This is a genomic window from Paraburkholderia sp. GAS41 (assembly GCF_050436545.1).
Taxonomy (GTDB): domain Bacteria; phylum Pseudomonadota; class Gammaproteobacteria; order Burkholderiales; family Burkholderiaceae; genus Paraburkholderia.
This window is the reverse complement of record NZ_JBNDMK010000011.1, coordinates 182,911-207,112: the sequence shown is the minus strand read 5'-3', so window position 1 is coordinate 207,112 and position 24,202 is coordinate 182,911. Positions and strand designations below refer to the sequence as shown.

Sequence of the window (24,202 nt, the reverse complement as noted above, 5' to 3'; positions counted from 1 at the left end):
AATGATTCAAATGCTACGCCTATTCTCAAATTGGTGCGTGGCCGCGAGAATGCGCCTACTGAAATTCCCTCGCCGGTGTGAAACGCCGGCTTGCAGGGACCACGTTCGATCTCCACCACGCAACCCGAGTTTTGCCATGCCCATTCCGCTTCTTGCGCTAGCCATCAGCGCCTTCGCCATCGGCACCACCGAATTCGTCATCATGGGCTTGCTGCCCGAAGTCGCGCGCGACCTGGCGGTGTCGATTCCGTCCGCTGGTTTGCTGGTCAGCGGGTACGCCCTGGGCGTGGCGGTCGGCGCGCCGCTGCTTGCCGTGGTGACGAGCAAGATGCCGCGCAAGCTGGCGCTGCAGTTGCTGATGGGCGTGTTTATCGTCGGTAACGTGCTGTGCGCGGTGGCCTCGGACTACTCGGTGCTGATGATCGCGCGCGTCGTGACGTCGTTTGCGCACGGCTCGTTCTTCGGCATCGGCGCGGTGGTTGCTGCGTCGCTGGTGCCGCAGGAAAAGCGCGCCAGCGCGATTGCGCTGATGTTCACCGGGCTCACGCTCGCCAACGTGCTGGGCGTGCCGTTCGGCACTTTTATCGGCCAGCAATTCGGCTGGCGCATGGCGTTCTGGGTCGTGGCCGCGCTTGGGGTGGCCTCGCTGGCCGGGATCGCGGCACTGGTGCCGAACAGACACGACACGGGACCGGCCGGCCTCGCCCACGAAGTACGCGTGCTCAAGGATCCGCAGGTCTGGATGGCGCTGGCGATGACCATCGTGGGTTTCGGCGGCGTGTTCGTCGTGTTCACCTACATCGCGCCGATCCTCGAACAGGTGAGCGGCTTCTCGCCGCGCGGCGTCACGCTGGTTCTCGTGCTGTTCGGCGTGGGTCTGACGATCGGCAACACGGTCGGCGGCAAGCTTGCGGACCGCGCGCTGATGCCGTCATTGATGGGCATTCTGCTGGCGCTTGCCGTGGTAATGGCAATCTTCACGCGCACCAGTCATTCGCAGGTGGCCGCAGCGGTGACGATTTTCGTCTGGGGAATCGCCGCGTTCGCGACGGTGCCCCCGTTGCAGATGCGCGTGGTCGAAAAGGCGACGGCCGCGCCGAATCTGGCGTCGACGCTGAACATCGGCGCTTTCAATCTCGGCAATGCGGGAGGCGCGTGGCTCGGCGGAATGGCCATCGGCCACGGCATGGGGCTCGACGCGCTGCCGTGGGTGGCGGCGGCGGTGTCCATCGCAGCGCTGTTGTTGACGTGGATGGCGGCGCGCATGGATGCGCCGGTCCGCAAGGGCGCGCTCGGCGAGGCGATATGAAAAAACCGCACAAGCTTTGCCAGAATCGCCCTCCGCAATACTGATAACAGTGTGAAGATAACTTCGTTGGGCGTAATGAATCGCAGTGCTATCTTGCCTCCACTAACCCTTTGTGCGCCATGTGGCGGCGCTACTGGAGGCACTCATGCATTCCCCGCTTGCGCTGGTTCGCGATCCCGCGATTGACGGTCCCGAAGGGCCGCGGGCCGCGGAACCCTTCGATGCGTTGGAACATCTGGTTGGCGTCAATCTCGCCCGTTTGCGGGCCGAACGGCAACTGTCGCTCGACGCACTGGCGCGCGCCTCGGGCGTGTCCCGCGCCATGCTGGCGCAGATCGAATCGGCGCGCAGCGTGCCGTCGATCAAGGTGTTGTGCAAGGTCGCGGCGGCCTTGAAGGTCTCCGTGGCGGCGTTTCTGCGCCGGCACGCCAACAATGGTTTCGAGCATCTGCCGGCTGACCGGGCTACCCGCCTCGTCAGCTCGAACGGCCGCTATTCCGCCCGGCCGCTGTATCCCGATGCGGAGCCGGCGACCGCCGAATTTCATGAGCTACGGATTGCACCGTTGCACACCGAGCCGGGTGTGCGTCGCGCGCCGGGTACCACGATCAATCTGGTGGTGAGCGAAGGCACGCTGGAAGTCAGCGTGCACGATCAGCGCCAGTTGCTGGCGACCGGCGACGCCATTGTCTTCGACGCCGACCAGCCGCATAGCCTGCGCAATCCCGGCGACACCGAAGTCCGTGCGTTTAGCGTGACGCTGAATGCGGAAACACCGCCGCGCTGGGATGTGCCGCACGATCCTGCGCGTCACGCCACGCCGCTTTAACGGCGTGAACGCGGTGCCCAGCGAGGCCTCTTTCTAACCCGTATCCGCTACGCTGCAGACCGGACGTAGCTGTTGTATGCTTCTCCTGCCGGAAATTCCGGCAATCAGTGCGTCTTCAGGGCGGGGTGAAATTCCCCACCGGCGGTATGCGGGCAGTGCAATCGCACTTGCCAGCGAGCCCGCGAGCGCCCGCGTCGTCAACGCCTTCGGAACACCGGAGGCGCAGGCAACATGGGGTCAGCAGATCTGGTGCGATGCCAGAGCCGACGGTCATAGTCCGGATGGAAGAAGATGTGCAGATAGTCATGTCAGTCCCCGCTGCGCTGCCCGTATGTCTGGGCGGAGCGTGGGCGTTCGAATTGGACGTCCGCCGGGGCGAGTGCTGCCTGTTTGCAATGCCCTGAAACGTTTTTCGCCCAACTTTTGCGAGAGCGTTTCACATGTCCTTTGCTACTTTTCCTGCCCCTACGACGATCGCGGAAGACGCGTTCGCCGATCTCCCCCAGCTCGCCACCGAAGCGCTTCCGCCGCGCATCGCCGCTGCCTTGCAAGCCATGCGCGATGGTCGCGCTGTAGTCCTGCAGGATGACCACGACCGCGAGAACGAAGCCGATCTGATCGTCTCCGCCGAACGTCTCACCAACGAGACAATGGCGTTGCTGATCCGCGAATGCAGCGGCATCGTCTGCCTGTGCCTGCCCGACGACAAGATCCGCGCGCTGCAATTGCCGCCGATGGCCGTCAACAACGAGAGCCGCCATGGCACGGCGTTTACCGTATCCATCGAAGCGCGTGAAGGTGTGACGACCGGCGTCAGCGCCGCAGACCGCGTGACGACGATTCGCGCTGCGATTGCGCGGAAAGCCAAGCCGACCGATATCGTCAGCCCGGGTCACGTGTTCCCGCTGCGGGCAATGCCCGGCGGCGTGCTGGCAAGGCGCGGCCACACGGAGGGGACCGTCGATCTGGCGGTGCTCGCCGGCCTCGAGCCTGCGGGCGTGCTGTGCGAACTGATGAACGCAGACGGCACGATGACGCGCGGCGCGGATGTCGAGCGTTTCGCCGCGCAACACAATCTGCCGATGCTGACGATCGCCGAACTGGTGGAATTTCGTGAGGCGCTGGCGGCCGCCCGTGAGGTTTGCGTGGACGAAGTGTGACGCAAGGCAGAACCCGCGCACGCTCAGCGCGGGTTCTGCACGCAATCCAAGTTTTGATGTGGGGTTTGGCGCGCGACGAGCGCCGCCCTTACGACTGCACGTCTCCGAACTCGCCGCGCACGCCTGCTTCGACGAGCGCCGGCAGTTCATCCATATGCTCCATGATGCGCGTCATGCCCATCTTGCGCAGCGCATCCGCATAACCATCCGGAATATGACTCGCGCCGACGAAGGCGATCGTCTTCATGCCGGCCGCACGCGCGGCGTTGAGCCCGGCGACGCTGTCTTCCACCACCAGACACCTGGCCGGGTCAACACCAAGCTGCTGCGCGGCGAACAGATAGACATCGGGATAGGGCTTGGGTCGAGACACCTGTTCGGCGCTGAAGACACGTTCGCCGAACACCTGCTGGAGCCCGGCACGCCGCACGGAAGCCTGCACGCGCTTCATGCGGCTATTCGATACGACCGCAGCCGGCAACGGCACGCGCTGCAGCGCCTCGCGCACGCCGCCTACCGCGGTGAGCCTGGAGCCGAGCGCGAGTTCGACGTTGTGTTCGACCGTTTCGAGAAAATCCGCGGGCAGTTTGATGTCGAACGACGCTTCGATACTGGCGAGAAAGCGGGAGGTCTGCTGGCCGAACGCGGTCTTCACCGCACTGGTGAAGTCGAGGCCAGGAAAGGTGGCCGAAAGCGTTTCGAAGAGTACGTGGTCGGCGATTACTTCACTGTCAACGAGAACGCCGTCGCAGTCACAGATGAGATGGTCGATCATGCCGGAACAGGGAGCGAGAGGCGCCTGGGCCGCGAGGCCCGCGCGCAAACTTGAAAGCACCATGATACGTGCTTTGCTGGCGTCTGCGCGGCGTTTCGCTCCCCGTTGACGTGCGTATCAATGAACGTGCAGGTAGATCCATGCGGCAGCCGCACCGCCTGCGAGCGGCCCCATCACCGGAACCCATGCGTAGCGCCAGTCGCTGTCGCGCTTGCCGGGGATCGGCAGCAGCGCGTGCATCAGACGCGGCGACAGATCGCGCGCCGGGCTCATGGCGTAGCCGGTCGGGCCGCCGAGCGAAATGCCGATGCCGAGCACCAGCAGACCGACCGGCAGCGCATCCAGCGCGCCCAGCCCGACTTGCGGCGAAGCCAGATACAGCACGCCGAGAATCAGCACGAACGTACAGATCATTTCGGTGAGGAAGTTATGCGGGGCGCTGCGAATTGCCGGGGCCGTGCAGAACACGCCCAGCTTGATGTCGGCGTCCGTTTCCTTCTCGAAGTGCTGGCGGTAAGCCATCCACACGAGACCGGCGCCGGCCATGCCGCCGAGCATCTGTGCCGCGATATAGCCGCCTACCTTGCTCCACGCAAACTTGCCGGCCAGCGCGAGGCTGATCGTCACGACCGGATTCAGGTGCGCGCCGCTGAACGAGGCCGTCATGAAGACCGCGATGAAGACCGCCATCGCCCAGCCCATCACGATGACGATCAGATCGGCGCCCTTGCCTTTGGTGCGGGCGAGCAACACGTTGGCGACGGCCCCGTTGCCCAGCAGGACGAGCATCGCTGTGCCGATGAATTCGGCAATGTAAGGTGACATGATTGGTTATCCAAAATATATTTGTCAGGAAAGCCGCCTCGGACGCGGCTTTTTGGCCTCTAGTTTGTGTCAATGGATGCACGCTCGCAGGCGTGCACCCGGTGCAGTCGGTGCGTCAGAGTGATCAGGGCGTATCGGCCCAGGCCTTCGCCGCACGGACCGCACGCTGCCAGCCGGCCAGATTGCGCTCGACTTCGCCCGGCTCCATATCCGGCGTGAAGCGGCGATCCAGCGCCCACTGGCTCTGCAGTTCGTTCACGTCCTTCCAGTAGCCCACCGCGAGACCGGCCAGATACGCGGCACCCAGTGCGGTCGTTTCGCTGATCTTCGGGCGGACCGCGTCGACGCCGAGCATGTCGGCCTGAAACTGCATCAACAGATTGTTAGCGCAGGCGCCGCCGTCGACGCGCAACTCGCCGATGCGGATGCCCGAGTCGGCTTCCATTGCCTTCAGCACATCGAGCGACTGGTAGGCGATCGAATCGAGCGCGGCGCGGGCGATATGCGCGGAGGTCGTGCCGCGCGTGACACCGAACATCGTGCCACGTGCACGCGCATTCCAATGCGGTGCGCCGAGGCCTGCGAAAGCCGGCACCAGATACACGCCGTCGCCATGCGGCACAGTGCGCGCGAGTGCTTCGATATCCGCAGCATTCCTGATGATGCCCAGTCCATCGCGCAGCCATTGCACCACGGCGCCGCCGATGAAGATGCTGCCTTCGAGCGCGTAGTTGACCTGATCGCCGATCTGCCAGGCGATCGTCGTGATGAGGTTGTTCTTCGATTCGATCGGCTTGTCGCCGGTGTTCATGACGAGGAAGCAGCCCGTGCCGTAGGTGTTTTTCACCATGCCCGACTTCGTGCACATCTGGCCGAACAACGCGGCATGCTGGTCGCCTGCGATACCGGCGAGCGGGATCTTCGAGGCGAACACGGTGGTCCTGGTCGGCCCGTAGACTTCCGATGACGCACGCACTTCCGGCAGCATGCTGCGCGGAATGTCGAGCGCCTGCAGCAGTTCGTCGTCCCACTGCAGCGTGTGGATGTTGAAGAGCATGGTGCGCGACGCGTTGGTGACGTCGGTGACGTGCAGACCGTGCTGGGTGAAGTTCCACACCAGCCAGCTATCCACGGTGCCGAACGCGAGACGGCCTTGCTTCGCCTTGTCGCGCGCACCCTCGACGTTGTCGAGAATCCAGCGGATCTTGGTAGCCGAGAAATACGAGTCGATCGGCAGACCGGTTTTGGCGCGGACTTTCTCTTCCAGCCCCTGCGCTTTCAGTTCGTCGCAGAAATCGGCCGTGCGGCGGTCCTGCCAGACGATGGCGTTATAGATGGGCTGGCCGGTTTCGCGGTCCCACACGATGGTGGTTTCGCGCTGGTTCGTGATGCCGATGGCAGCGATCGACGTGCCATTCAAGCCCGCGCGCGTGACGGCTTCGGCCGCGACGCCCGCCTGGGTCGACCAGATTTCCTGCGGGTCATGTTCGACCCAGCCCGGACGCGGATAGATTTGCTGGAATTCCTTCTGGGCCGTCGAGATAACGTTGCCCTGACGGTCGAAAAGCATCGCGCGTGAACTGGTGGTGCCTTGATCAAGCGCGAGGATGTACTGACCCTGCATTGTCTCTTCTCCATGTTTTTAGATTTACCGGATCGGCGATCCGGCAACGGGAACGACTTTCGGTTCCGGATGCTGCAACTGCTACGACTTCGTGCATTCCAGTTGCCATGCGGTGCTCTGGAATGCGGTGTTATCTGTGCCTTGTATTGCTCACGTCTACGCCGGACGTGATGTGCTATTCACTGCCTGGTTGTACTGATTGCTGATGCTTCTGATGCTACTGCTTCCGTACTGCTACTGCTTCCCTGGTGCGACTGCGTACTCACGTGCTCAAGCTTGTCTGGCCGTGTTCGATCGCGCTAATGCCTGCCTCTATGCGCCTATGCGTGCTGACTCGTCGTGACTTGCTTCGACGGGCTGCGCTCGACGGGCGAGCGGGCGAACCAGTCGTCGATGTCACGCGTGACGCTCGCAAGCGTGCCGGGCTCGACATGCAGACCGAGCTTCGAGCGACGCCACAAGACGTCTTGCGCGCTGCGGGCCCATTCGGTATCGCGCAGATAACGCAGTTCTGACTCGTAAAGTCCGGGCGCGAAGGCGCGACCCAGTTCGGCGAGCGACTTCGCTTCATCCGTTACGTGCTTCGCCCGCGTGCCGTACGCCCGCGCATAGCGGTGTGCGAGATCAGCTGGCAGCCAGGCGTGTTGCTGCTTGAACTGGGTAAGGAATCGTTCGAAATTCGCTTGCGGAATATCGCCGCCGGGCAGTGGTGCGCCGGCAGTCCAGGCCGGAGCCGGATTGTGCAGCGCGCGGCCGAGTTCGTCGACGGCTTCTTCCGCGAGCTTTCGAAAGGTCGTGATCTTGCCGCCGAACACCGATAGCAGCGGTGCTTCGCCGGCAGGCGCGTCGAGTTCGAGGCGGTAATCGCGCGTGACGGCGGACGGGTTGTCCGCGCCTTCTTCCTCGAGCAGCGGACGGACGCCCGAATAGGTCCAGCGCACATCGGACGGCGTGATCTGCTGCTTGAAATAGCGGTTGATCGAATCGCACAGGTATTGCGTTTCGTCGGCATTGATCGCGACCTGTGCGGGGTCGCCGCGATATTCGATATCCGTGGTGCCGATCAGCGTGTAGTCGTGCTCGTACGGGATCGCGAAGATGATCCGCTTGTCCGGATTCTGGAAGATATAGGCGTGATCGTGTTCGAACAGGCGCGGCACGACGATGTGGCTGCCTTTGACCAGCCGCACGCTATGGTTCGCGTCGCGACCCAGCGCGCCGTGCAGCAGCTCGCCCACCCACGGGCCGGCTGCGTTGGCAATTGAACCGGCCCGCACGTCGAGTGGGCTACCGTCGGCGCGGCGCAGTTGCGCATGCCATTCGCCGCCGGCGCGCACTGCGTTGACCAGTTTGGTACGCGTGAGCACGGTTGCGCCGTGCTCTTCGGCGTCGAGCGCATTCAGGACGACGAGCCGGGCGTCGTTGACCCAGCCATCGGAATAGACGAAGCCGCGCTTGATCGATTCGATCAGCGGCGCGCCGGCCGGATGGCGGCGCATGTCGATACCGCGCGAGCCCGGCAGCAACTCGCGGCGTGCGAGGTGATCGTAGAGGAACAGCCCGGCGCGGATCATCCACGCGGGGCGCAGGTTCGGCATGTGGGGCATCACGAAGCGCAGCGGCCACATGATGTGCGGCGCTGCGCGCAACAGCGTTTCGCGTTCCTGCAGCGCTTTGCGCACGAGTCCGAACTCGCGGTACTCGAGATAGCGCAGGCCGCCATGAATGAGTTTCGTGCTGGCCGACGACGTATGCGCCGCGAGATCGTCCTGTTCGCAGAGCAGCACGGACAGGCCGCGCCCCGCGGCATCGCGAGCGATGCCTGCGCCGTTGATCCCGCCGCCCACGACGAGCAAATCGTATCTGGAGCCTTGCGTCACCTGCTGTGTCCCCTACGTCATGTAAAGAAAACCTATCGAACCGATAGTGTTCGTTTGCGAACTTTAATGAACAATATCGAAAAAGTAAAGTTCGAGTTGTATGAACATTAGACTCGGGGTGTAGCGCAACGGCGCATCACCGACGATACTCACGGCAATAGCCATATCGAGGTGAAACATGCGGGGACTCTGGGTCATGGGCGCGGCGGCGTTGCTGGCGGGATGCGTGAGTACGCCGAGCCTGGACGGCAGCTTTGGCGCACCGTCGTTCGCGGCATTGCAGCAGATGTGCAGCGCCGCGCCGGTGGACTACGGCAACGACGCGCAGTCGGTCTATACGACGTTCTACGACGCATATATCGCCAGCCGCCGGGGCAAGGTGTCGACGGCCGATTACTGCGCGTTCCAGGCATCGATTGCGCAGCATTACTCGACGCTTGGCACCAGCAGCGATCCGCAGGCGCGTAATCAGTGGGTGGCGTATTTCCTGGATCAGCGGGCCCGCGCGTTGAGCTGGCGGGCGGCGGTGGATCCGACGCTGCGTAGTGGTTAAGCCGTTTGCGCCAACGCGCCGCGCCATAGCATCGAGCGAAGCTGCGCCAGCACGGCTTCGCGCGTCGGAGTAGGCTGCGCTCCGTCTTTCACCGCGCTCTGTTGTCCTTCTGGCAGTGGCAGCTGGTTTGCAAGCGCCAACATCGCAAAGCCATGCAGACTGGCCCAGTAGGCGTAGGCAATCAGCCGTGGATCCCCCTCGAGTCGTCCCGCCGCCACGAGCGGCTCGAAATGGGCCCCCAGCAATCGCCACGCACGATGCGAGGCGGTCGCAAGTTCCGGATGTGCGGCGCTGTTCGTTTCAGGCACATCGAACATCAGACGATACACATGCGGTTCATCGAGGGCGAACGCGACGTAGGCGTCGCTCAGCGCGCTGCCCTGGCTGGGGTGAAGCGCAGAGAAAGTGGCTCGATGCGGCGTACGCTGGCGCGAAGACGCGCGCTCACTCCATGCGGACGAGCGCGCGTTGAATCATCGGGCTGACGTCATGCGCCGGGGCACGACAGTGAACTAGGAAAGACGCTTGATGGCCCGGATCGCCGAATCGCCTATGTCCGTGAGGCGCCATTGCTTGAGGCCGGAGGCGAGTTTTTCGAGTTGAACGAGCTGGCGTTCGAACAGCGCATCCAGCTCCTCTCGTTCCATATCGACCTGATTGGGTGCATCCTTGACGAGCAACAACGTGGCGAATTCATGCGGACTCAGCATCGTTCTCTCCATGTCAGGCTTTGCGCGGATGGCCTTGTTGGCAGCTGGCCAGCGGGGCGGCAGGCGCAGCGGAATCCGCGACAGGATCGGGCGGGGTACCCGCTATTCGGACCGGCGCGCAGTGAAAATGGCGTCGGGGAACTGGAGTGTAGTCAACCGCACACTGAATCCCAAACCGTTCCCCGAAAATTTTCCATTTGACAATGGCACCCCGCAGAGGCGGTTTGGATCAGCGGGTAAATCCTTGATTTCACGCGAGGTTTTGCGTGCAGTGCAGCAAAGCGTTGGGGTGGTTTGGCGTCGAGGGCAGCGAAGGCCGCCACGCGCACCCTCGCTGCGCCGTCCTGTCACTCGGCGATATAAACCTGGGTGCCGGCCGTTGCCAGCGTTTCAACCATGTCGACGGGCGGCGGGGCGTCGGTAAAGAGCGCGTCGATCTGGTTCAGGTGGCCCTGGCGAACCAGCGCCGGACGCCCAAACTTCGAATGATCCGTGGCAAGGAACACCGTACGCGCATGTTCGATGATCGCCTCGGCAACCCGCACCTCGCGGGTGTCGAAGTCGCGCAGCGTGCCGTCGGTTTCGATGCTCGAGGTGCCGATGATCGCGAAATCCACCTTGAACTGGCGAATGAATTCGATCGCCAGTTCGCCGACGATCCCCTTGTCCCACGGTCGCACGATGCCACCCGTCACCAGCACTTCGCAGTCCGGATAGCCGCTCATCATGCTGGCGACGTTCAGGTTGTTGGTGATGACACGCAGTCCGCGATGCCGGTTCAGCGCACGCGCGACTTCTTCGGTGGTGGTGCCCAGGTTGATGAACAGCGACGCCTGATCGGGAATATGCGTGGCGACGAGCGTCGCAATGCGCCGTTTCTCGTCATGGAACATGCGTTGCCGCGCGGTGTACGAGACGTTCTCGGAACTGGTCGGCAGGCTGGCGCCGCCGTGATAACGGCGCAGCAGGTTCATGTCGGCCAGCCAGTTGACGTCGCGCCGGATCGTTTGCGGAGTGACGTCGAAGTGAGCAGCCAGGTCGTCCACGGTCACGAAGCCGTCGCGTTGCACCCACTCGAGCAGTTCCTGTTGACGTGCGTTGAGGGTCAGGCGGGGGTCTCGGGTCATGTGTCTCGGGTCAAGTGGTTGCGTCGGCGCCGGGTGCGGCGGCGAGCGCCAGAAACGAGCGTTGTACGGTGAGCTATTGTAAGACCAACTCGCGCGATGTCCGCCAGCGTAGGCGACATGCATAAGATCGCGGCCGACCTGCATGCGCATCCGGCCCATCAATTGAGATACTGTCTGCATTGATTCATTTCATAAATGAATTTGTTTTTTCGGACGGTTCGCGCTGCAATCGACGGTTCGTCCCGTGATGGTTTTCTAATGGTCCTGGCGGATGCATTGCACACTGCACGATGCCGGACCGCGCTTTCCGAGAGTCTTCGACATGACCCGTTTCAACTGGCAAAACCCTTACCCGACTCCGCGTCTGCCCGTCTTCGCCCGCAATATCGTTTCGACTTCGCATCCGCTCGCGGCCCAGGCTGGCTTGCGCATGCTGTGGAAGGGCGGTAATGCCGTCGATGCGGCGATTGCGGCGGCCGCGGCCATTACGGTGGTCGAGCCGGTGTCGTGCGGCCTCGGCGGCGACGCGTTTGCGCTCGTATGGGATGGCGCGAGGCTGCATGGTCTGAATGCGTCGGGCGTGTCGCCGGCCGCCTGGAACGTGGACTACTTCAAGCGCAAGTACGGCGAAGAGCATGGGCTCGCAAAACAGCCTAAGCGCGGTTGGGATACTGTGACCGTGCCGGGCGTGATTGCGGGCTGGGAGGCGTTGCATCAGAAATTCGGTTCGCTGCCGTTTGCCGACCTGATGGAACCGGCCATCGAAATCGCCGAGCGTGGCCATGCGGTGGCGAGCATCGTCGCCTACAAGTGGGCCGCAGCCGTGCCCGAGCTGAAGGATGTGGCGGGCTTCGCCGAAACTTTCATGCCGCGCGGCCGGGCACCGGAAGTCAGCGAACTGGTGCGCTTCACCGGCCATGCGAAGACTCTGCGCAAGCTGGCCGAACTGGGTCCGCGAGCCTACTACGAAGGCGAAATCGCCGAGCAGATCGCGGCGTTCGCGCGTGAAGGCGGAGGCGCCATGACGCTGGACGATCTGCGCCATTACCGCGCGGATTGGGTCGAACCGATCGCCAAGGATTATCGCGGCTACACGGTGCACGAGATTCCGCCGAACGGGCAGGGCATCGCCGCGCTGATCGCGCTCGGCATCCTGGAGAAGTTCGATATGGGATCGCTCGCGCTCGATAACGTCGAATCGCAGCATCTGCAGATCGAAGCGATGAAGCTCGCGTTTGCCGATGTCTACCGCTACGTAGCCGACCCGCGTTCGATGGACGTCACGCCCGAGCAGATGCTCGACGATACTTACCTCACCGAGCGCGCGAAGCGGATCGATCCGTTGCGCGCCACGCATTTCGACTTCGGCATGCCGAAAGCGGGCGGCACGATCTACATGTCGGTGGCCGACGAGCGCGGCATGATGGTGAGCTTCATCCAGTCGAACTACATGGGTTTCGGTTCGGGCATCGTCGTGCCGGACAGCGGCATCTCAATGCAGAATCGCGGCTGTGGCTTCTCGATGGATCCGAAATCGCCGAACGTCGTGGCAGGCGGCAAGCGGCCGTTTCATACGATTATTCCGGCCTTCCTCACGCAGCAGGTCGACGGCAAACAGGAAGCGGTGATGAGCTTCGGCGTGATGGGCGGCGACATGCAGCCGCAAGGCCATCTGCAATCAGTCGTACGCATGCTCGATTACGGCCAGCAGCCGCAGGCCGCGTGCGATGCGCCGCGCTGGAAGGTCAACCGCGATTTCACGCTCGACATCGAAGCCACGTTCGACGCGAACACGGCGCGCGCGCTTGAAAACCTCGGTCATACGATCAAGTCGGTCGACGATCCGTATATGGACTTCGGCTCGGGTCAGTACATCTGGAAGCTTGATCGCAACGAGCCGGAACGCGGTTACGTGGCGGCGAGCGACAGCCGGCGCGATGGTCTTGCTGCGGGGTTTTGAGCAACGGGTTTCAGCCAGCTGCGGCTTGCACATCTGATTGCTCATCAGTGCACTGTATCCGTTTCGCATTGATCTGAAACATTCCGGCTATTGCGCGGCAGGAACTGCCGCGCGTGGGTATGGTCTGTGCTGTGATGCCTGCAGAGTTGCAGAACACCAGCTAAGATGCAACATACACGGGGTTAACTCTAATCAAGGCGCTGTATCGACGAGAACGCAGCCGGGCGAACCTGAGTGCTCCAGGCACGCTCCACGAGTCGGTATAGCTTTCGGAGCAAGGAACAAATGCACACTGAGCGTAACCATGTGATGCCCTGGCGGATCGAGGACATCGACCTCAACCGGGTTGACCGGCAACGGGCGGTGGCCAACGAAGACCTGCTGCTGCTGCTGTGCGCCGCTTCGTTCATTGAAAGCGGTACCGATCTCTACACTAGCAACCTGAGTACCTTCTTCAACGGCGACCCGGAAGTCTCGGCGTGGCTCAATAACGAATGGGAACCGGAAGAGATGCAGCACGGCCGGGCCCTGAAGACCTATATCGCCCATGTGTGGCCCGAGTTCGATTGGGACACCGCCTTCGCCAATTTCTTCGAGGAGTACGCGAAGACCTGTTCCTTCGAAGATTTCGAAAAAACCCGTGCGCTTGAAATGGTGGCGCGCTGCGTCGTCGAAACGGGTACCGCGACGTTGTATCGCGCAATCGGCGAGTGTTCGGATGAACCGGTGCTCAAAGAAATCACCGACAACATTCGCACCGACGAAGTCCGTCATTACAAGCACTTTTTCGCGTTCTTCAAGAAGTACAACAAGATCGAGGGCAATGGCCGGCTTGCGGTGCTGGGCGCGCTCATGCGCCGCGTGCTGGAAATCAAGAACGAAGACTCGGAGATCGCGCTGCGCCATGTGTTCGCGATTCGCTATCCGGAGCGCGTGCACGATTCGGCTTATAACCGCGAGCGTGCGGCGCGCATCAATGCGCTGGTGCGGCGCAATCTGTCGGCCGACATGTGCGTGAAGATGCTGCTCAAGCCGCTCGATCTGCCGGCGCGGATTCAACCCGGCGTGCATTACCCGCTCGCCAAGATCACGCAGCATGTATTCTTTCGTTGAGGGTTGGGGCTGAGGGTTCGCGGCGTGCTTGTTAAAGTCTCCTGAGCGTTTTCAGTCCGCTGACTTTCCGCGAACGGTTTGAACGAATGGCCCGCCCGTGCGGGCCATTCGTTATTTCGCAGTTCGATTCAAAACGATGGTTGAACCGGAGTCAGGCGATGACCGATTCTGTATCCCGACGCTCGCTCGAACAACTCGTGTTCGACGAGTGGCCGGCTGCGCCACGCGCGTTATTCGACGGCACGTCGCTCGCGAGCAAAACGGGTTTCACGGCGTCACTTCTGACGAGCGACGTCAGCAATGGGCACGTGCGGACCTCGCTGCTGGGCGCGGGCGAACTGTACGCGCCCGACTCGCGCACGCTGTGCGTCGCGCTCTGGCCGTCGTCGCGGGCGGCGGGTGTGCTGGCGCGCAGCGGCCGTGCGGCGCTGAGCTTCGTCTGTGAGGAGGCGTTTTATCAGGTGCAGTTGCAGTTCGAGCCGCTGGCTGCAGCGCCAGGCGCCGACAGTGAGCTTGCCCACTTCATTGGCGCGATCGATACCGGCGAAGCGCAACGGGTGCCGTATGCGCGCCTGACGGGCGGCATTACGTTCGAACGGGAAGAGGGGGGAGCGGCGGTGCTCGATCGGTGGGAACTGCAGATCGAGCACCTGAAGCAGGCCGCCGCGGCGGCCCGGCGCTGAAGCGAAGGCTCAGGCCTGGGACGTTACGATTGCCGGATCAACGTCCGCGCTGCCCGCCGTTACGCGGCGGCTGCGAACTGCGCGGAGCGTCGCCGCGCGGCTTGGCGCCGCTTAGCAGGGCGCCCGGGTTGCTGCCTTGCGGCTTGCCCTGACCTTGCGGTTTGCGCGGCGCATGCGTGGCACCGCCGCCGTCATGCGTAGCGGGTCCCGGCTTGCCGTGGTGACGCGTCGTCTCGTGACGCGGATGGTCCTTGCGCACCTGCGGTTGCGTGGGCGAGCCCGCCGGTTTCGCGCCTTGCGGCTTCGCTTGCTGCTGGCTGCCCGCCGGACGCTGTCCCGAGCGCTGGCCCGGCTTGCCGGAGCCGCCGTCACGCCGGCCGCCGTCGCCCTTTGGCGCGCCCTGCCCCTGACGCGGCTGACGACCACCGCCACCGCCGCCACCCTGACCACGGCGCAGGATCGGCTCCGGCTTCGCGTTCGGATCCGGTTCGAAGCCGGCGATTACTTCCTGCGGCACGGCGCGTTTGATGAGCTTCTCGATGTCCTTCAACAACTGCAGTTCGTCGACGCACACCAGCGACACCGCTTCGCCCGACGCGCCCGCGCGACCGGTACGGCCGATACGGTGCACATAGTCTTCCGGCACGTTCGGCAGATCGTAATTGACCACGTGCGGCAACTGGTCGATGTCGATCCCGCGCGCGGCGATATCGGTCGCCACCAGCACCTGCAGCGTGTTGGTCTTGAACTCGGCCAATGCGCGCGTGCGGGCGGACTGGCTCTTGTTGCCGTGGATCGCGAGCGCGCTGATGCCGTCCTTGGTCAGTTGCTCGGCGAGACGATTCGCACCGTGCTTGGTGCGCGTGAACACCAGCACCTGGAACCAGTTGTGTTCCTTGATCAGGTGCGTGAGCAGTTCGCGCTTCTTGTCGCGGTCCACCGGGTGAATCTTCTGCGCCACCAGTTCAGCCGTCGTATTGCGGCGCGCGACTTCGATCAGCGCCGGCGAATCGAGCAGGTTGTCGGCGAGCGCCTTGATCTCGTCGGAGAAGGTCGCGGAGAACAGCAGGTTCTGACGCTTCGGCGGCAGCTTGGCGAGCACGCGCTTGATGTCGTGGATGAAGCCCATGTCGAGCATGCGGTCGGCTTCATCGAGCACGAGGATCTCGAGATGCGACAGGTCGATGGTCTTCTGCTGCATGTGATCGAGCAGACGCCCGGGCGTGGCGACCACGATATCGATGCCGCGGCGCAGCGCGTCGATCTGCGGATTGATGCCGACGCCACCGAACATCACCGTGGACTTCAGCTTCAGATACTTGCCGTAAGCGCGCACGCTTTCCTCGACCTGCGCGGCGAGTTCACGCGTGGGCGTGAGGATCAGCGCGCGGACCACGCGCTTGCCCGCGGCGGTCGTCACCGGCGGCATGGTGTCGAGGCGTTGCAGGATCGGCAGCGTGAAGCCGGCCGTCTTGCCGGTGCCGGTCTGCGCGCCGGCGAGCAGATCGCCGCCGTTCAGCACGGCCGGAATCGCCTGCAACTGGATGGGAGTAGGGGAGATGTAGCCGAGTTCGTTGACAGCCCGGACCAGCGGTTCGGACAAGCCGAGGGAATCAAAAGACATAAAAGCTCTTTGCAATGCAGTATCGCGAACGGCGAATGCGCAGCCCAAAGGCGCGCATTCGAGGCCAAAGCCCAGGTCCGGTCGCAGGGAAATCGGCGGCACACGCCAGCGCGTGCCGAATGCTTCAACGCGCTATCAAGACACGTTGACTGGCTTTAAGTTGCACTTCGCCGTCGTGGGGTGTTACGCGACGTAGCGCGCAACACTGACGAATTGACACAGACTGCCCGCCAGTACGAACAGGTGCCAGATACCATGTCCGTGCCGGATGCGCTCGTCGTTGATGAAGAAGTAGATGCCGACGCTGTAGATGATCCCGCCGGCCACGAGCCATGCGGTGCCTGCGGCCGGTAAAGCTTCGACCAGCGGGCGGACGGCAACGAGCGCAAGCCATCCCATCAAGACATACAGCACCATCGATACGCTACGGGTGCGGCGCCCGAGCGTCAGTTCCTGCACGATACCCAGCACCGCAAGCCCCCAGCTTACCCCGAACAGGGACCAGCCCCACGGACCGCGCAAGGTGACGAGCGTGAACGGGGTGTAGCTGCCGGCGATCAGCAGGTAGATCGCCGAATGATCGCATTTCTGCAGGACCGCTTTCACGCGCGGGCTACGCACGCTGTGGTAAAGGGTGGAGATAGCATACAGCACGAGCAGCATCGCGCCGTAAATGCTGAAACTGACGACCTTGTACGGATCGCCTTGCAGCGCGCCCATCGTCACGAGCGTAGCCAGCCCCGCCACCGACAGCACCGCGCCGACGAGGTGGGTAATGCTGTTAAAACGCTCACCGACATGCACGACATTTTCTCCTACCGGTCGAGGGGCGCCATTGTGCACGACCCTATCCGGCCCTGGTCCTGAAAAGCGAAGGGCGCGGCCGCGATTTCCGCAGGCCGCGCCCTCCTTACCGCTTGCGTCGCTCAGTCGAGCGGTGCAGACCGCAGATCGGCCACCTGTTGCGGCGACACGGCTGAACCGTGGTTACCCCACGACATACGGATGTAGGTTACCACTGCTGCGACTTCCTGGTTCGACAGCGATTGAGCGAACGGCGGCATGCCGTACGGCTTCGGATTGCCATCCGTGCTCGGCGGATAGCCGCCATTCAACACCATGCGGATCGGATTCACCGCCGACGGCATCTGGATAGACTGGTTGTTGGCCAGCGGCGGGAAGTTCGGCGGTTGGCCGAGACCGTTCGCTTCATGGCACTTCGCGCAGTTGTCCGAGTAAATCTTCTGACCTTGCTGCAGCAGTTCCGTGCCGAACTGGGCCGAGGTTTCCAGCTGCAGGTTTTCCGGCGCTTCGCTCTTCTGCGGAATGGTCTTCAGATACGTGGCCATGGCCTGGATGTCGTCATCCGACATGTACTGCAGGCTGTTGTGAACCACTTCGGCCATCGGACCGAACACCGCGCCGCGTTGCGACACGCCATTCTTCAGCAGATCCTGGATGTCCTTGATGTCCCAGTCGCCGAGACCCGCTTCCTTGTTCGACGTGAGCGACGGCGCGTACCAGTTCTGCAACGGTATCAGGCCGCCCGCGAAGGCTGCGGAGTTCACCGGGCCGCCCATGGCGTTGATCGAGGTGTGGCACATGCCGCAGTGGCCGAGGCCTTCGATCAGGTACGCGCCACGGTTCCATTCGACCGATTTGGTCGGATCCGCCTTGTACTCGCCTTCACGGAAGAACAGCGTGCGCCAGCCGATCAGCAGGTTGCGGTTGTTGAACGGGAATTTCAGTTCGTGCGGACGGCTCGGCACATTGACCGGCGTGACCGAGCGCAGGTACGCGTAGATCGCATCCGAATCGGCGCGCGTGACCTTCGTATAGCTCGTGAAGGGGAAGCCCGGGTAGAGCAGGCTGCCGTCCTTCGAGCGGCCGGTGTGCAGGGCGCGGTAGAAGTCGTCCTGGGTCCACTTGCCGATGCCGTACTGGTCGTCAGGCGTGATGTTCGGCGTGAACATCGTGCCGAACGGCGTAAGCATGGGCAGGCCGCCGGCGAATTCCTTGCCGCCGCGCACCGTGTGGCAGGCAATACAGTCGCCGGCGCGGGCGAGGTACTCGCCCCGCTGGATCAGGGCAGCCTGGTCCGCGGGCGTGGCCGCCATGGCGCTGCCGTTATGCAGGTGGTCGCCGCCCGACCACAGGACGGGAACGAGGGCAGCAGCCGCAGCTACGACAACTGCCGAAAGGGCGAACAAAGACTTGCGTTTCATTTGGTCATCTCTCCCGGTGCCTTATTGCGGTTCGCTGCCGCAGGCAAGCGGAGTCTTCATCGAACGGGCCGGAGCCGGCACCGGATTCTGCGGAGCCGTCTGGGTGGACAACCATGAAGCGACGGCATTCACGTCGTCATCGGTCAAGCGGGTGGCGATGGTGTGCATGCAGTCAGGGGCGATGGCGTGCCGTGAACCCGAACGCCAGCCGCCGAGCTGCGCGCTGATGTAATCAGCATGCAGACCGACGAGCCCCGGGATCGCCGGTTCCATGCCGGTCAGCGACTTGCCGTGGCAAGCGGCGCAAGCCGGAACCTGCTTCGATGCGTCGCCATGCAGCACGATGTCCTGGCCGCGCGCCAGCGTATCCGCCGACACCGTCGGCTTGGCCGGCGGCGGGTAGGGCGGGCGCTGCTGCGAGAAGTACGCCGCGATCTGATGAAGGTAGTCGTCCGAGAGATACGTGACGAGGTAGTTCATGGGCGGGTACTTGCGACGCCCTTCGCGGAAATTCTTGAGCTGGTTGTACAGGTAGTCAGCCGGCTTGCCCGCGAGGCGTGGGAAGTAATCGTTGTCCGTGCCCTGACCGTGCGTGCCGTGGCAGGCCGCGCAAGCCTGCACGCGCGCTTCCATGGTGTCCGGAGTCTTGGGTTGAGTCTGCGCTTTCGCAGTGCTAAAGACGCCTGCGGCTGAGATCAGCAGCAGGGCAAGCAGCGGGCGGAAAATGCGTCTAGAAGACACGCGTAACTCCATCAAATTCGGGGACCCGACCGAACTTCGAGCGGCTCGGCTTGAGGGCAACGGGGGCTGCGGCGACGCAGCATTCTATCATCGCTGACTGATGGTGACTATTTGCCACAGGCTGCATGGTTCCCCTCGTAAACGCCGATGTGACAGTTTCGCACAGTGTGTTCGAGCATGTCCCAGATGCGTCCCGGGTCGGTCCTGAATGCCGTAGACGGACAATCGGATTGAACCGGCGCGCACGTGGACCATCGAAGCGTACACTCCCGGGGCGCCGGTGTCTTGCTGCGCCGCGCGCAACTCTCATCTCCGTTCTTTCAACAATCAACCGCCTTTCATGAAGCTATCCGATTTCTCCCGTTCAACGCCGCAGCCACTCGCTGCGGGACGCTATACCTTCCAGTGGACCGCGGCCGCGACCGCCGGTCATCGTACGCAAGGCATTCAGGCGTTCACTGTCCAATGAGAGTCGACGGATTGTGGATCGGGCAGGTCGCCATGGCCGCGCTCATGAATGTCGCATTTGCGTTTGCCGTCGGTTCGGCGCTGCTTGGCGCGTGGCTCGCCAAAGATGCCCAGGCTAAGGCCGCGCCTGCGCGGCCCGCATGGTTGCGTGCGCAACGCTCGATGCTCACGGCCACTGTCGTGCTGGTGCTCGCCGATCTCGGCTGGCTGCTGTATCAGGCCGCGGCGATGAGCGGCAGCACCTTGCCGCAGGCGTTCGGCGTCATCCCGACGGTGCTCGCGCAGACGCATGTCGGCTATGCGTGGAGCGTGGCCTTCGTCGGCGCGCTGGTGTTGCTGCTGACCGCGATGTCGTCTCATGGGAGCACCGCGCGCAATGCGCTGCTGTGGCTGGCGGTGATCGCGATCGGCGCGGGCAAGGCATCGCTCGGACATGCGGCCGATGCCGGCCCGGCGTCCGCCGCGATCGGTGTGCACACCTTGCACGTGCTGGCCATCAGCGTGTGGGGCGGGCTCGTCGTGACGGCCGGCTTCACGGTGCTGCCGGCGCTCGGCACGTCGACCGCGCGCGGCATCCTGATCCGCACGGCCATGCAGGTTTCGAACGTGTCGCTGGTCGCGGTGCTGGCGGTGCTGCTGACGGGGATCTTCAACGCAGTGCGGGGTTCGGGCGGCTCGTTCGAGGCGATCCAGATCAGCACGTGGGGACACGTGCTGATCCTCAAGCTTGCGCTGGTTGCGCTGGCGGTGGTGCTCGGCGGGTTGAACCGTTTCCTGGCGCTGCCGCGCCTACGCCGCACCGCGTCGACCATGGACGCGCACACCTTCACCAACGTGCTCTACCTCGAAGCGCTGGCGATGATTGGCGTGTTCATTGCGGCCGCCGCGCTGTCGCACAGCGTGCCGGCGTACGTCGCGCTCGGCTGAGTGCGCGGCTTGAGACGAGCGGCGAACGCCCGACCGCACCCGCCCCCTCGTTGCCACGCAAAAAAGCGCTGCACAGCATGACTGTGCAGCGCGAACACACGCGGTCGCCCGGCAGGAGCCGGTTGCCCGGGTACTGCCCGTTAAGCCGCGAGTGCGTTGGGCACTCGCTCCAGCATCGTTTCAGGAAACATCTCCTGGTGTAGTTCGCCGCCGTCGTCGAACCATTGACAGATTAGCCAGGTCCCCGGCGCAAACACCACCGGGCCGACCCATGTGGCCGTCATCTGGCGGCCACCCGATTTGAGCGTCAGCAAGTCGCCGCCTCGGTATGTTGTTCGTTTTGACAGAAACATCGTATCCATCCGTTCGGTCATCTATCCAATTCGTTTGCGTGGCTCGCCCGGCGCGTCCGGCCGCCTGAAGCGCCCGCGCAGTCAGGCGCAATCAGACGCAGTCGAAAGCCGTCAAAAGCACTCCACCCGCTTCGCGCGATTTATTCGAAGCCCAGCTTGTGGCCAAGGATCGGCGCGCAAAACAGCGCGATCGCGCAGCCGCTGACCTTGCCTTCGAACTCGGCGGCAGCGGCGTGCGAGCCGTACAACTGGGTCAGCAGGTCGAACAGTTGCGGTGCGCAATAAATCACGGCGGCCGCGAGGAAACACTTCTCCACCGTGGAGATGCGCCAGCCGCGTTGAAACGCCATCACCGCACCGATCACGCGCAGTACGCCGAACACCACCAGCGCGCCAACGGCCGCCTGTTCGCGGATCAGATAGTCAGGGAGAAATTCGCCCATGATTGCCTCTCGCATCGTCTTTTGTATGCGTAGAAGCAAAGACTGGGCCAAGCAAATGGCGAGTGCCTGAGTGGTACGCTGAAAGCCTTGTCTGGTAAGGCTTTCAGACGTGATGCGAGGGATGCGGAGGATGCCGGAACAGCGTTTTTCGGCGGATTCGGTCCGGGATGTTACGTAACTGAGACGCGAGAGCCTCGACGGGCCGTAACATCCGCGGATAAATCTCGCTGGCCTAGCGGATCCGTTCGATCCGGCCGACCAGAAACAGATACGACAACGCGCCCACCACGCCGACCGAGCTCATGAACACGAGGGCCGGCGCGAAGTCGTTGCCCTTGACCAGCAGGCCGATCACGATGGGTACGCAGATCGACGACAGGTTGCCCATCAGGTTGAACATGCCGCCCGTGAGACCGAGCAGTTCTTCTTTCGCCATGGACGAAACAAGCACCCAGGTGATCGACGAAAAGCCGCTGCCGAAAAACGCGATGGCCATGAACAGGATCACCATCGAGGGACTGTCGACAAAGTTGGCGCCCACGATGGCCGTAGACAGCAGCAGCCCTGTGACGATCGGCACTTTGCGCGCGACCGTCGCTGAGACGCCGCGCCGGATCATCGTATCGGAGATCAGTCCTGAGGCCAGAATGCCGACAAAAGCGGCCAGAAACGGCACGGCCGCCATGAAGCCGGCCTTCAGAAAGTCCATGTGGCGGTACTTGACGAGGTAGGTGGGAAACCACGTCAGAAAGAACCAAAGCGTCGAGGTCACGGCGATCTGGCCGATGTAAATGCCCCAGAGCTTGCGGTTGCCGAGCACGGCGCGCCAGTCGGCGGCACTGTAGCGTATTTGAGACGCCGCGCGGTTCGTACTGAGTTCGACGAGGCCGCCGCCGCGGCGAATCGTGTCGAGTTCCGCCTGGTTGATGCCCGCCGCCTCGGACGGCTCGCGATACAGCGCGTACCAGACCAGCGCCCACACCACGCCGATCAAGCCCGTGAGGATAAACACGCCATGCCAGCCGAAATGCTGCTGGGTGAGGACGAGCGCAGGCGTCAGGAAGGCGAGGCCCACGTACTGCCCGGAGGTATAGACGGCAATGGCGCGGGCTCGCTCGCTATCGGGGAACCATGTGGTGACGATCCGGTTGAGCGTCGGATAGGCCGGCGCTTCGAGCACGCCGAGCAACACGCGCAAGGACAGCAGCAGCACAAAGGCGCTGGCAAAACCTTGCAGGAGAGTGGCCAGCGACCACAGTCCAATGATCAGCGCCATCATCCGGCGCGGTCGCGTCCGGTCCACCAGCATGCCGCCGGGAATCTGCAGCAACGCGTACGACCAGCCGAAGGCGGAAAACACCAGACCCATGTGGGCCGGATCGAGTTGCAGGTCCTGCGCGATGGCGGTGGCGGCAATCGACAGGTTGCTGCGGTCCAGATAGGTGACGACGACGGTGATGAACAACATGACCAGCAGGCGGTGGCGTTTGCCGGTTGCGCCTTGTACTTCAAACGTACTTGTCTGCACTCACCACTCCTGCTTTGTGTTGCGCGACAGGCTTGCGCGCCAGGCGTGACGCTTCAGCCCGACGCAAAAACGCCGCCCGCAGGCGGCGTTTCATCACAGATTTACCATTCGGCGACGCTGCCGTCCGTATGGCGCCACACCGGATTGCGCCAGCGATGGCCGATCTTCGCCATTTCGCGAACTTTCTCCTCGTTGACTTCGATGCCAAGCCCCGGGCCTTGCGGAATCGACACGAAGCCGTCTTCGTATTTGAAGACTTCGGGGTTCTTGATGTAGTCGAGCAGGTCGTTGCCCTGGTTGTAGTGGATGCCCAGGCTCTGTTCCTGGATGAACGCGTTGTAGCTGACGGCGTCGATCTGCAGGCAGGTCGCCAATGCAATCGGGCCGAGCGGGCAGTGCAGCGCGAGCGCCACGTCGTAGGCTTCAGCCATCGACGCGATCTTGCGGCACTCGGTAATACCGCCCGCGTGGGAGGCGTCCGGCTGGATGATGTCGACGTAGCCACCCGCGAGGATGTGCTTGAAGTCCCAGCGCGAATACAGGCGCTCGCCCAGGGCGATTGGCGTATTGGTCTGATTGACGATGTCGCGCAGCGCCTCGGCGTTCTCCGACAGCACCGGCTCTTCGATGAAGAGCAGCTTGTACGGATCGAGTTCCTTGGCGAGCACCTTGGCCATCGGCTTGTGCACGCGGCCGTGGAAGTCCACGCCAATGCCGATATTCGGTCCAACCGCTTCACGCACGGCCGCGACGTTGTTGATGACCCCCTGCACCTTGTCGAAGGTATCGATGATCTGCAGCTCTTCCGAGCCGTTCATCTTCACCGCCTTGAAGCCGCGCTCCACCACGGCGCGCGCATTGTTGGCGACGTCGCTCGGACGGTCGCCGCCAATCCACGAATACACCTTGATCCGGTCACGCACCTGCCCGCCCAGCAGCGCATGGACGGGCACGCCATGATGCTTGCCCTTGATGTCCCACAGCGCCTGGTCGACCCCGGCAATCGCGCTCATCGTGATCGGGCCGCCGCGATAGAAGCCCGCGCGGTACATCACCTGCCAGTGGTCTTCGATCAGCAGCGGGTCTTTGCCGATCAGATAGTCGGACAGCTCTTCGACCGCCGCCGCGACCGTATGCGCGCGGCCTTCGACGACCGGCTCGCCCCAGCCGACGATGCCCTCGTCGGTTTCAATCTTGAGGAAACACCAGCGCGGCGGAACGATGAAGGTTTCGAGCTTGGTGATTTTCATGGTGCGTCTCTCCTTGACCCTGCGAGGCCATTCCTTGAGTGGCGGATGCCGCAGGACGCGAATGCATCCAGCGGCGCGATATCTGAGGAGACACA

Annotated in this window: 23 protein-coding genes and 1 riboswitch; of the genes, 8 read left to right on the top strand and 15 right to left on the bottom strand. The window is 63.2% G+C overall.

Annotated elements, in window-relative coordinates:
* The first annotated feature begins 136 nt into the window (after window positions 1–136).
* The 3 genes from P3T43_RS17580 (at window position 137) to ribB (ending at window position 3,298) form a co-directional block, all read left to right on the top strand.
* The gene (locus tag P3T43_RS17580) at window positions 137–1,309 is read left to right on the top strand and encodes an MFS transporter (RefSeq protein WP_429282307.1); all 1,173 of its coding nucleotides are present in this window, start codon (window positions 137–139) and stop codon (window positions 1,307–1,309) included.
* Window positions 1,310–1,454: 145 nt separating this feature from the next.
* Window positions 1,455–2,138, top strand: a complete 684-nt coding sequence (locus P3T43_RS17575; RefSeq protein WP_429282306.1) for a helix-turn-helix domain-containing protein — start codon at window positions 1,455–1,457, stop codon at window positions 2,136–2,138.
* Between the two features lie 107 nt (window positions 2,139–2,245).
* Window positions 2,246–2,435: riboswitch (FMN riboswitch) on the top strand.
* Between the two features lie 143 nt (window positions 2,436–2,578).
* On the top strand, window positions 2,579–3,298 hold the full coding sequence (gene ribB / locus P3T43_RS17570) for a 3,4-dihydroxy-2-butanone-4-phosphate synthase (RefSeq protein WP_429282305.1): 720 nt from the start codon (window positions 2,579–2,581) through the stop codon (window positions 3,296–3,298).
* Between the two features lie 88 nt (window positions 3,299–3,386).
* On the opposite strand, the gene P3T43_RS17565 is transcribed toward ribB, so the two are convergent.
* The 4 genes from P3T43_RS17565 to glpD form a co-directional block, all read right to left on the bottom strand.
* A complete protein-coding gene (locus tag P3T43_RS17565; protein WP_429282324.1) occupies window positions 3,387–4,073 on the bottom strand; it encodes an HAD family hydrolase in 687 nt (228 codons plus the stop codon).
* A 117-nt stretch (window positions 4,074–4,190) separates the two neighbouring features.
* Window positions 4,191–4,898 carry an MIP/aquaporin family protein gene (locus tag P3T43_RS17560; protein WP_074300737.1) on the bottom strand — a complete coding sequence of 236 codons (708 nt, stop codon included), beginning with the start codon at window positions 4,896–4,898 and terminating at the stop codon, window positions 4,191–4,193.
* 124 nt (window positions 4,899–5,022) lie between these two features.
* Window positions 5,023–6,522, bottom strand: a complete 1,500-nt coding sequence (glpK, locus tag P3T43_RS17555; RefSeq protein ID WP_429282304.1) for a glycerol kinase GlpK — start codon at window positions 6,520–6,522, stop codon at window positions 5,023–5,025.
* A 320-nt stretch (window positions 6,523–6,842) separates the two neighbouring features.
* Window positions 6,843–8,402 (bottom strand): glycerol-3-phosphate dehydrogenase, encoded by a 1,560-nt coding sequence (gene glpD, locus P3T43_RS17550; protein ID WP_429282303.1) that lies wholly within the window; start codon window positions 8,400–8,402, stop codon window positions 6,843–6,845.
* Window positions 8,403–8,580: 178 nt separating this feature from the next.
* Between glpD and P3T43_RS17545 the strand changes: the two genes are divergently transcribed.
* Window positions 8,581–8,955, top strand: a complete 375-nt coding sequence (locus tag P3T43_RS17545; RefSeq protein ID WP_429282302.1) for a hypothetical protein — start codon at window positions 8,581–8,583, stop codon at window positions 8,953–8,955.
* Here the strand turns inward: P3T43_RS17545 and P3T43_RS17540 are convergent.
* From P3T43_RS17540 to P3T43_RS17530, 3 genes are all read right to left on the bottom strand, one after another.
* Window positions 8,952–9,326, bottom strand: a complete 375-nt coding sequence (locus tag P3T43_RS17540; protein WP_429282323.1) for a TetR-like C-terminal domain-containing protein — start codon at window positions 9,324–9,326, stop codon at window positions 8,952–8,954. The genes P3T43_RS17545 and P3T43_RS17540 overlap by 4 nt on opposite strands.
* 141 nt (window positions 9,327–9,467) lie before the next feature.
* Entirely contained in the window at window positions 9,468–9,665 is a 198-nt protein-coding gene (locus P3T43_RS17535) for a hypothetical protein (protein WP_429282301.1), read from the bottom strand.
* 347 nt (window positions 9,666–10,012) lie between these two features.
* On the bottom strand, window positions 10,013–10,792 hold the full coding sequence (locus tag P3T43_RS17530; protein ID WP_429282300.1) for a DeoR/GlpR family DNA-binding transcription regulator: 780 nt from the start codon (window positions 10,790–10,792) through the stop codon (window positions 10,013–10,015).
* A 322-nt stretch (window positions 10,793–11,114) separates the two neighbouring features.
* Here P3T43_RS17530 and P3T43_RS17525 point away from each other — a divergent pair, with 322 nt between their 5' ends.
* The 3 genes from P3T43_RS17525 to P3T43_RS17515 all read left to right on the top strand — a co-directional run bounded on the left by P3T43_RS17525 (window position 11,115) and on the right by P3T43_RS17515 (window position 14,548).
* A complete protein-coding gene (locus P3T43_RS17525) occupies window positions 11,115–12,752 on the top strand; it encodes a gamma-glutamyltransferase family protein (protein WP_429282299.1) in 1,638 nt (545 codons plus the stop codon).
* Window positions 12,753–13,037: 285 nt separating this feature from the next.
* Window positions 13,038–13,865 carry a ferritin-like domain-containing protein gene (locus tag P3T43_RS17520; RefSeq protein WP_429282298.1) on the top strand — a complete coding sequence of 276 codons (828 nt, stop codon included), beginning with the start codon at window positions 13,038–13,040 and terminating at the stop codon, window positions 13,863–13,865.
* 158 nt (window positions 13,866–14,023) lie between these two features.
* Window positions 14,024–14,548 (top strand): hypothetical protein, encoded by a 525-nt coding sequence (locus P3T43_RS17515; RefSeq protein WP_429282297.1) that lies wholly within the window; start codon window positions 14,024–14,026, stop codon window positions 14,546–14,548.
* A 37-nt stretch (window positions 14,549–14,585) separates the two neighbouring features.
* Here the strand turns inward: P3T43_RS17515 and P3T43_RS17510 are convergent, their stop codons facing one another.
* The 4 genes from P3T43_RS17510 to P3T43_RS17495 form a co-directional block, all read right to left on the bottom strand.
* Entirely contained in the window at window positions 14,586–16,172 is a 1,587-nt protein-coding gene (locus P3T43_RS17510; protein ID WP_429282296.1) for a DEAD/DEAH box helicase, read from the bottom strand.
* A gap of 183 nt (window positions 16,173–16,355) precedes the next feature.
* Window positions 16,356–16,976, bottom strand: a complete 621-nt coding sequence (trhA, locus tag P3T43_RS17505) for a PAQR family membrane homeostasis protein TrhA (protein WP_429282295.1) — start codon at window positions 16,974–16,976, stop codon at window positions 16,356–16,358.
* A gap of 122 nt (window positions 16,977–17,098) precedes the next feature.
* On the bottom strand, window positions 17,099–18,397 hold the full coding sequence (locus P3T43_RS17500; protein ID WP_429282294.1) for a c-type cytochrome: 1,299 nt from the start codon (window positions 18,395–18,397) through the stop codon (window positions 17,099–17,101).
* Window positions 18,398–18,418: 21 nt separating this feature from the next.
* Window positions 18,419–19,150, bottom strand: coding sequence for a c-type cytochrome (locus P3T43_RS17495; protein ID WP_429282293.1), 732 nt, complete (start codon window positions 19,148–19,150; stop codon window positions 18,419–18,421).
* A 453-nt stretch (window positions 19,151–19,603) separates the two neighbouring features.
* Here P3T43_RS17495 and P3T43_RS17490 point away from each other — a divergent pair, with 453 nt between their 5' ends.
* Window positions 19,604–20,533 carry a CopD family protein gene (locus tag P3T43_RS17490; RefSeq protein WP_429282292.1) on the top strand — a complete coding sequence of 310 codons (930 nt, stop codon included), beginning with the start codon at window positions 19,604–19,606 and terminating at the stop codon, window positions 20,531–20,533.
* A 140-nt stretch (window positions 20,534–20,673) separates the two neighbouring features.
* On the opposite strand, the gene P3T43_RS17485 is transcribed toward P3T43_RS17490, so the two are convergent.
* The 4 genes from P3T43_RS17485 to dgoD all read right to left on the bottom strand — a co-directional run bounded on the left by P3T43_RS17485 (window position 20,674) and on the right by dgoD (window position 24,107).
* Window positions 20,674–20,907, bottom strand: a complete 234-nt coding sequence (locus P3T43_RS17485) for a YodC family protein (RefSeq protein WP_429282291.1) — start codon at window positions 20,905–20,907, stop codon at window positions 20,674–20,676.
* Window positions 20,908–21,026: 119 nt separating this feature from the next.
* Window positions 21,027–21,329 (bottom strand): hypothetical protein, encoded by a 303-nt coding sequence (locus P3T43_RS17480; RefSeq protein ID WP_429282290.1) that lies wholly within the window; start codon window positions 21,327–21,329, stop codon window positions 21,027–21,029.
* Window positions 21,330–21,561: 232 nt separating this feature from the next.
* On the bottom strand, window positions 21,562–22,797 hold the full coding sequence (locus P3T43_RS17475; protein ID WP_429282322.1) for an MFS transporter: 1,236 nt from the start codon (window positions 22,795–22,797) through the stop codon (window positions 21,562–21,564).
* Between the two features lie 161 nt (window positions 22,798–22,958).
* On the bottom strand, window positions 22,959–24,107 hold the full coding sequence (gene dgoD / locus P3T43_RS17470) for a galactonate dehydratase (RefSeq protein ID WP_429282289.1): 1,149 nt from the start codon (window positions 24,105–24,107) through the stop codon (window positions 22,959–22,961).
* Window positions 24,108–24,202: the final 95 nt, after the last annotated feature.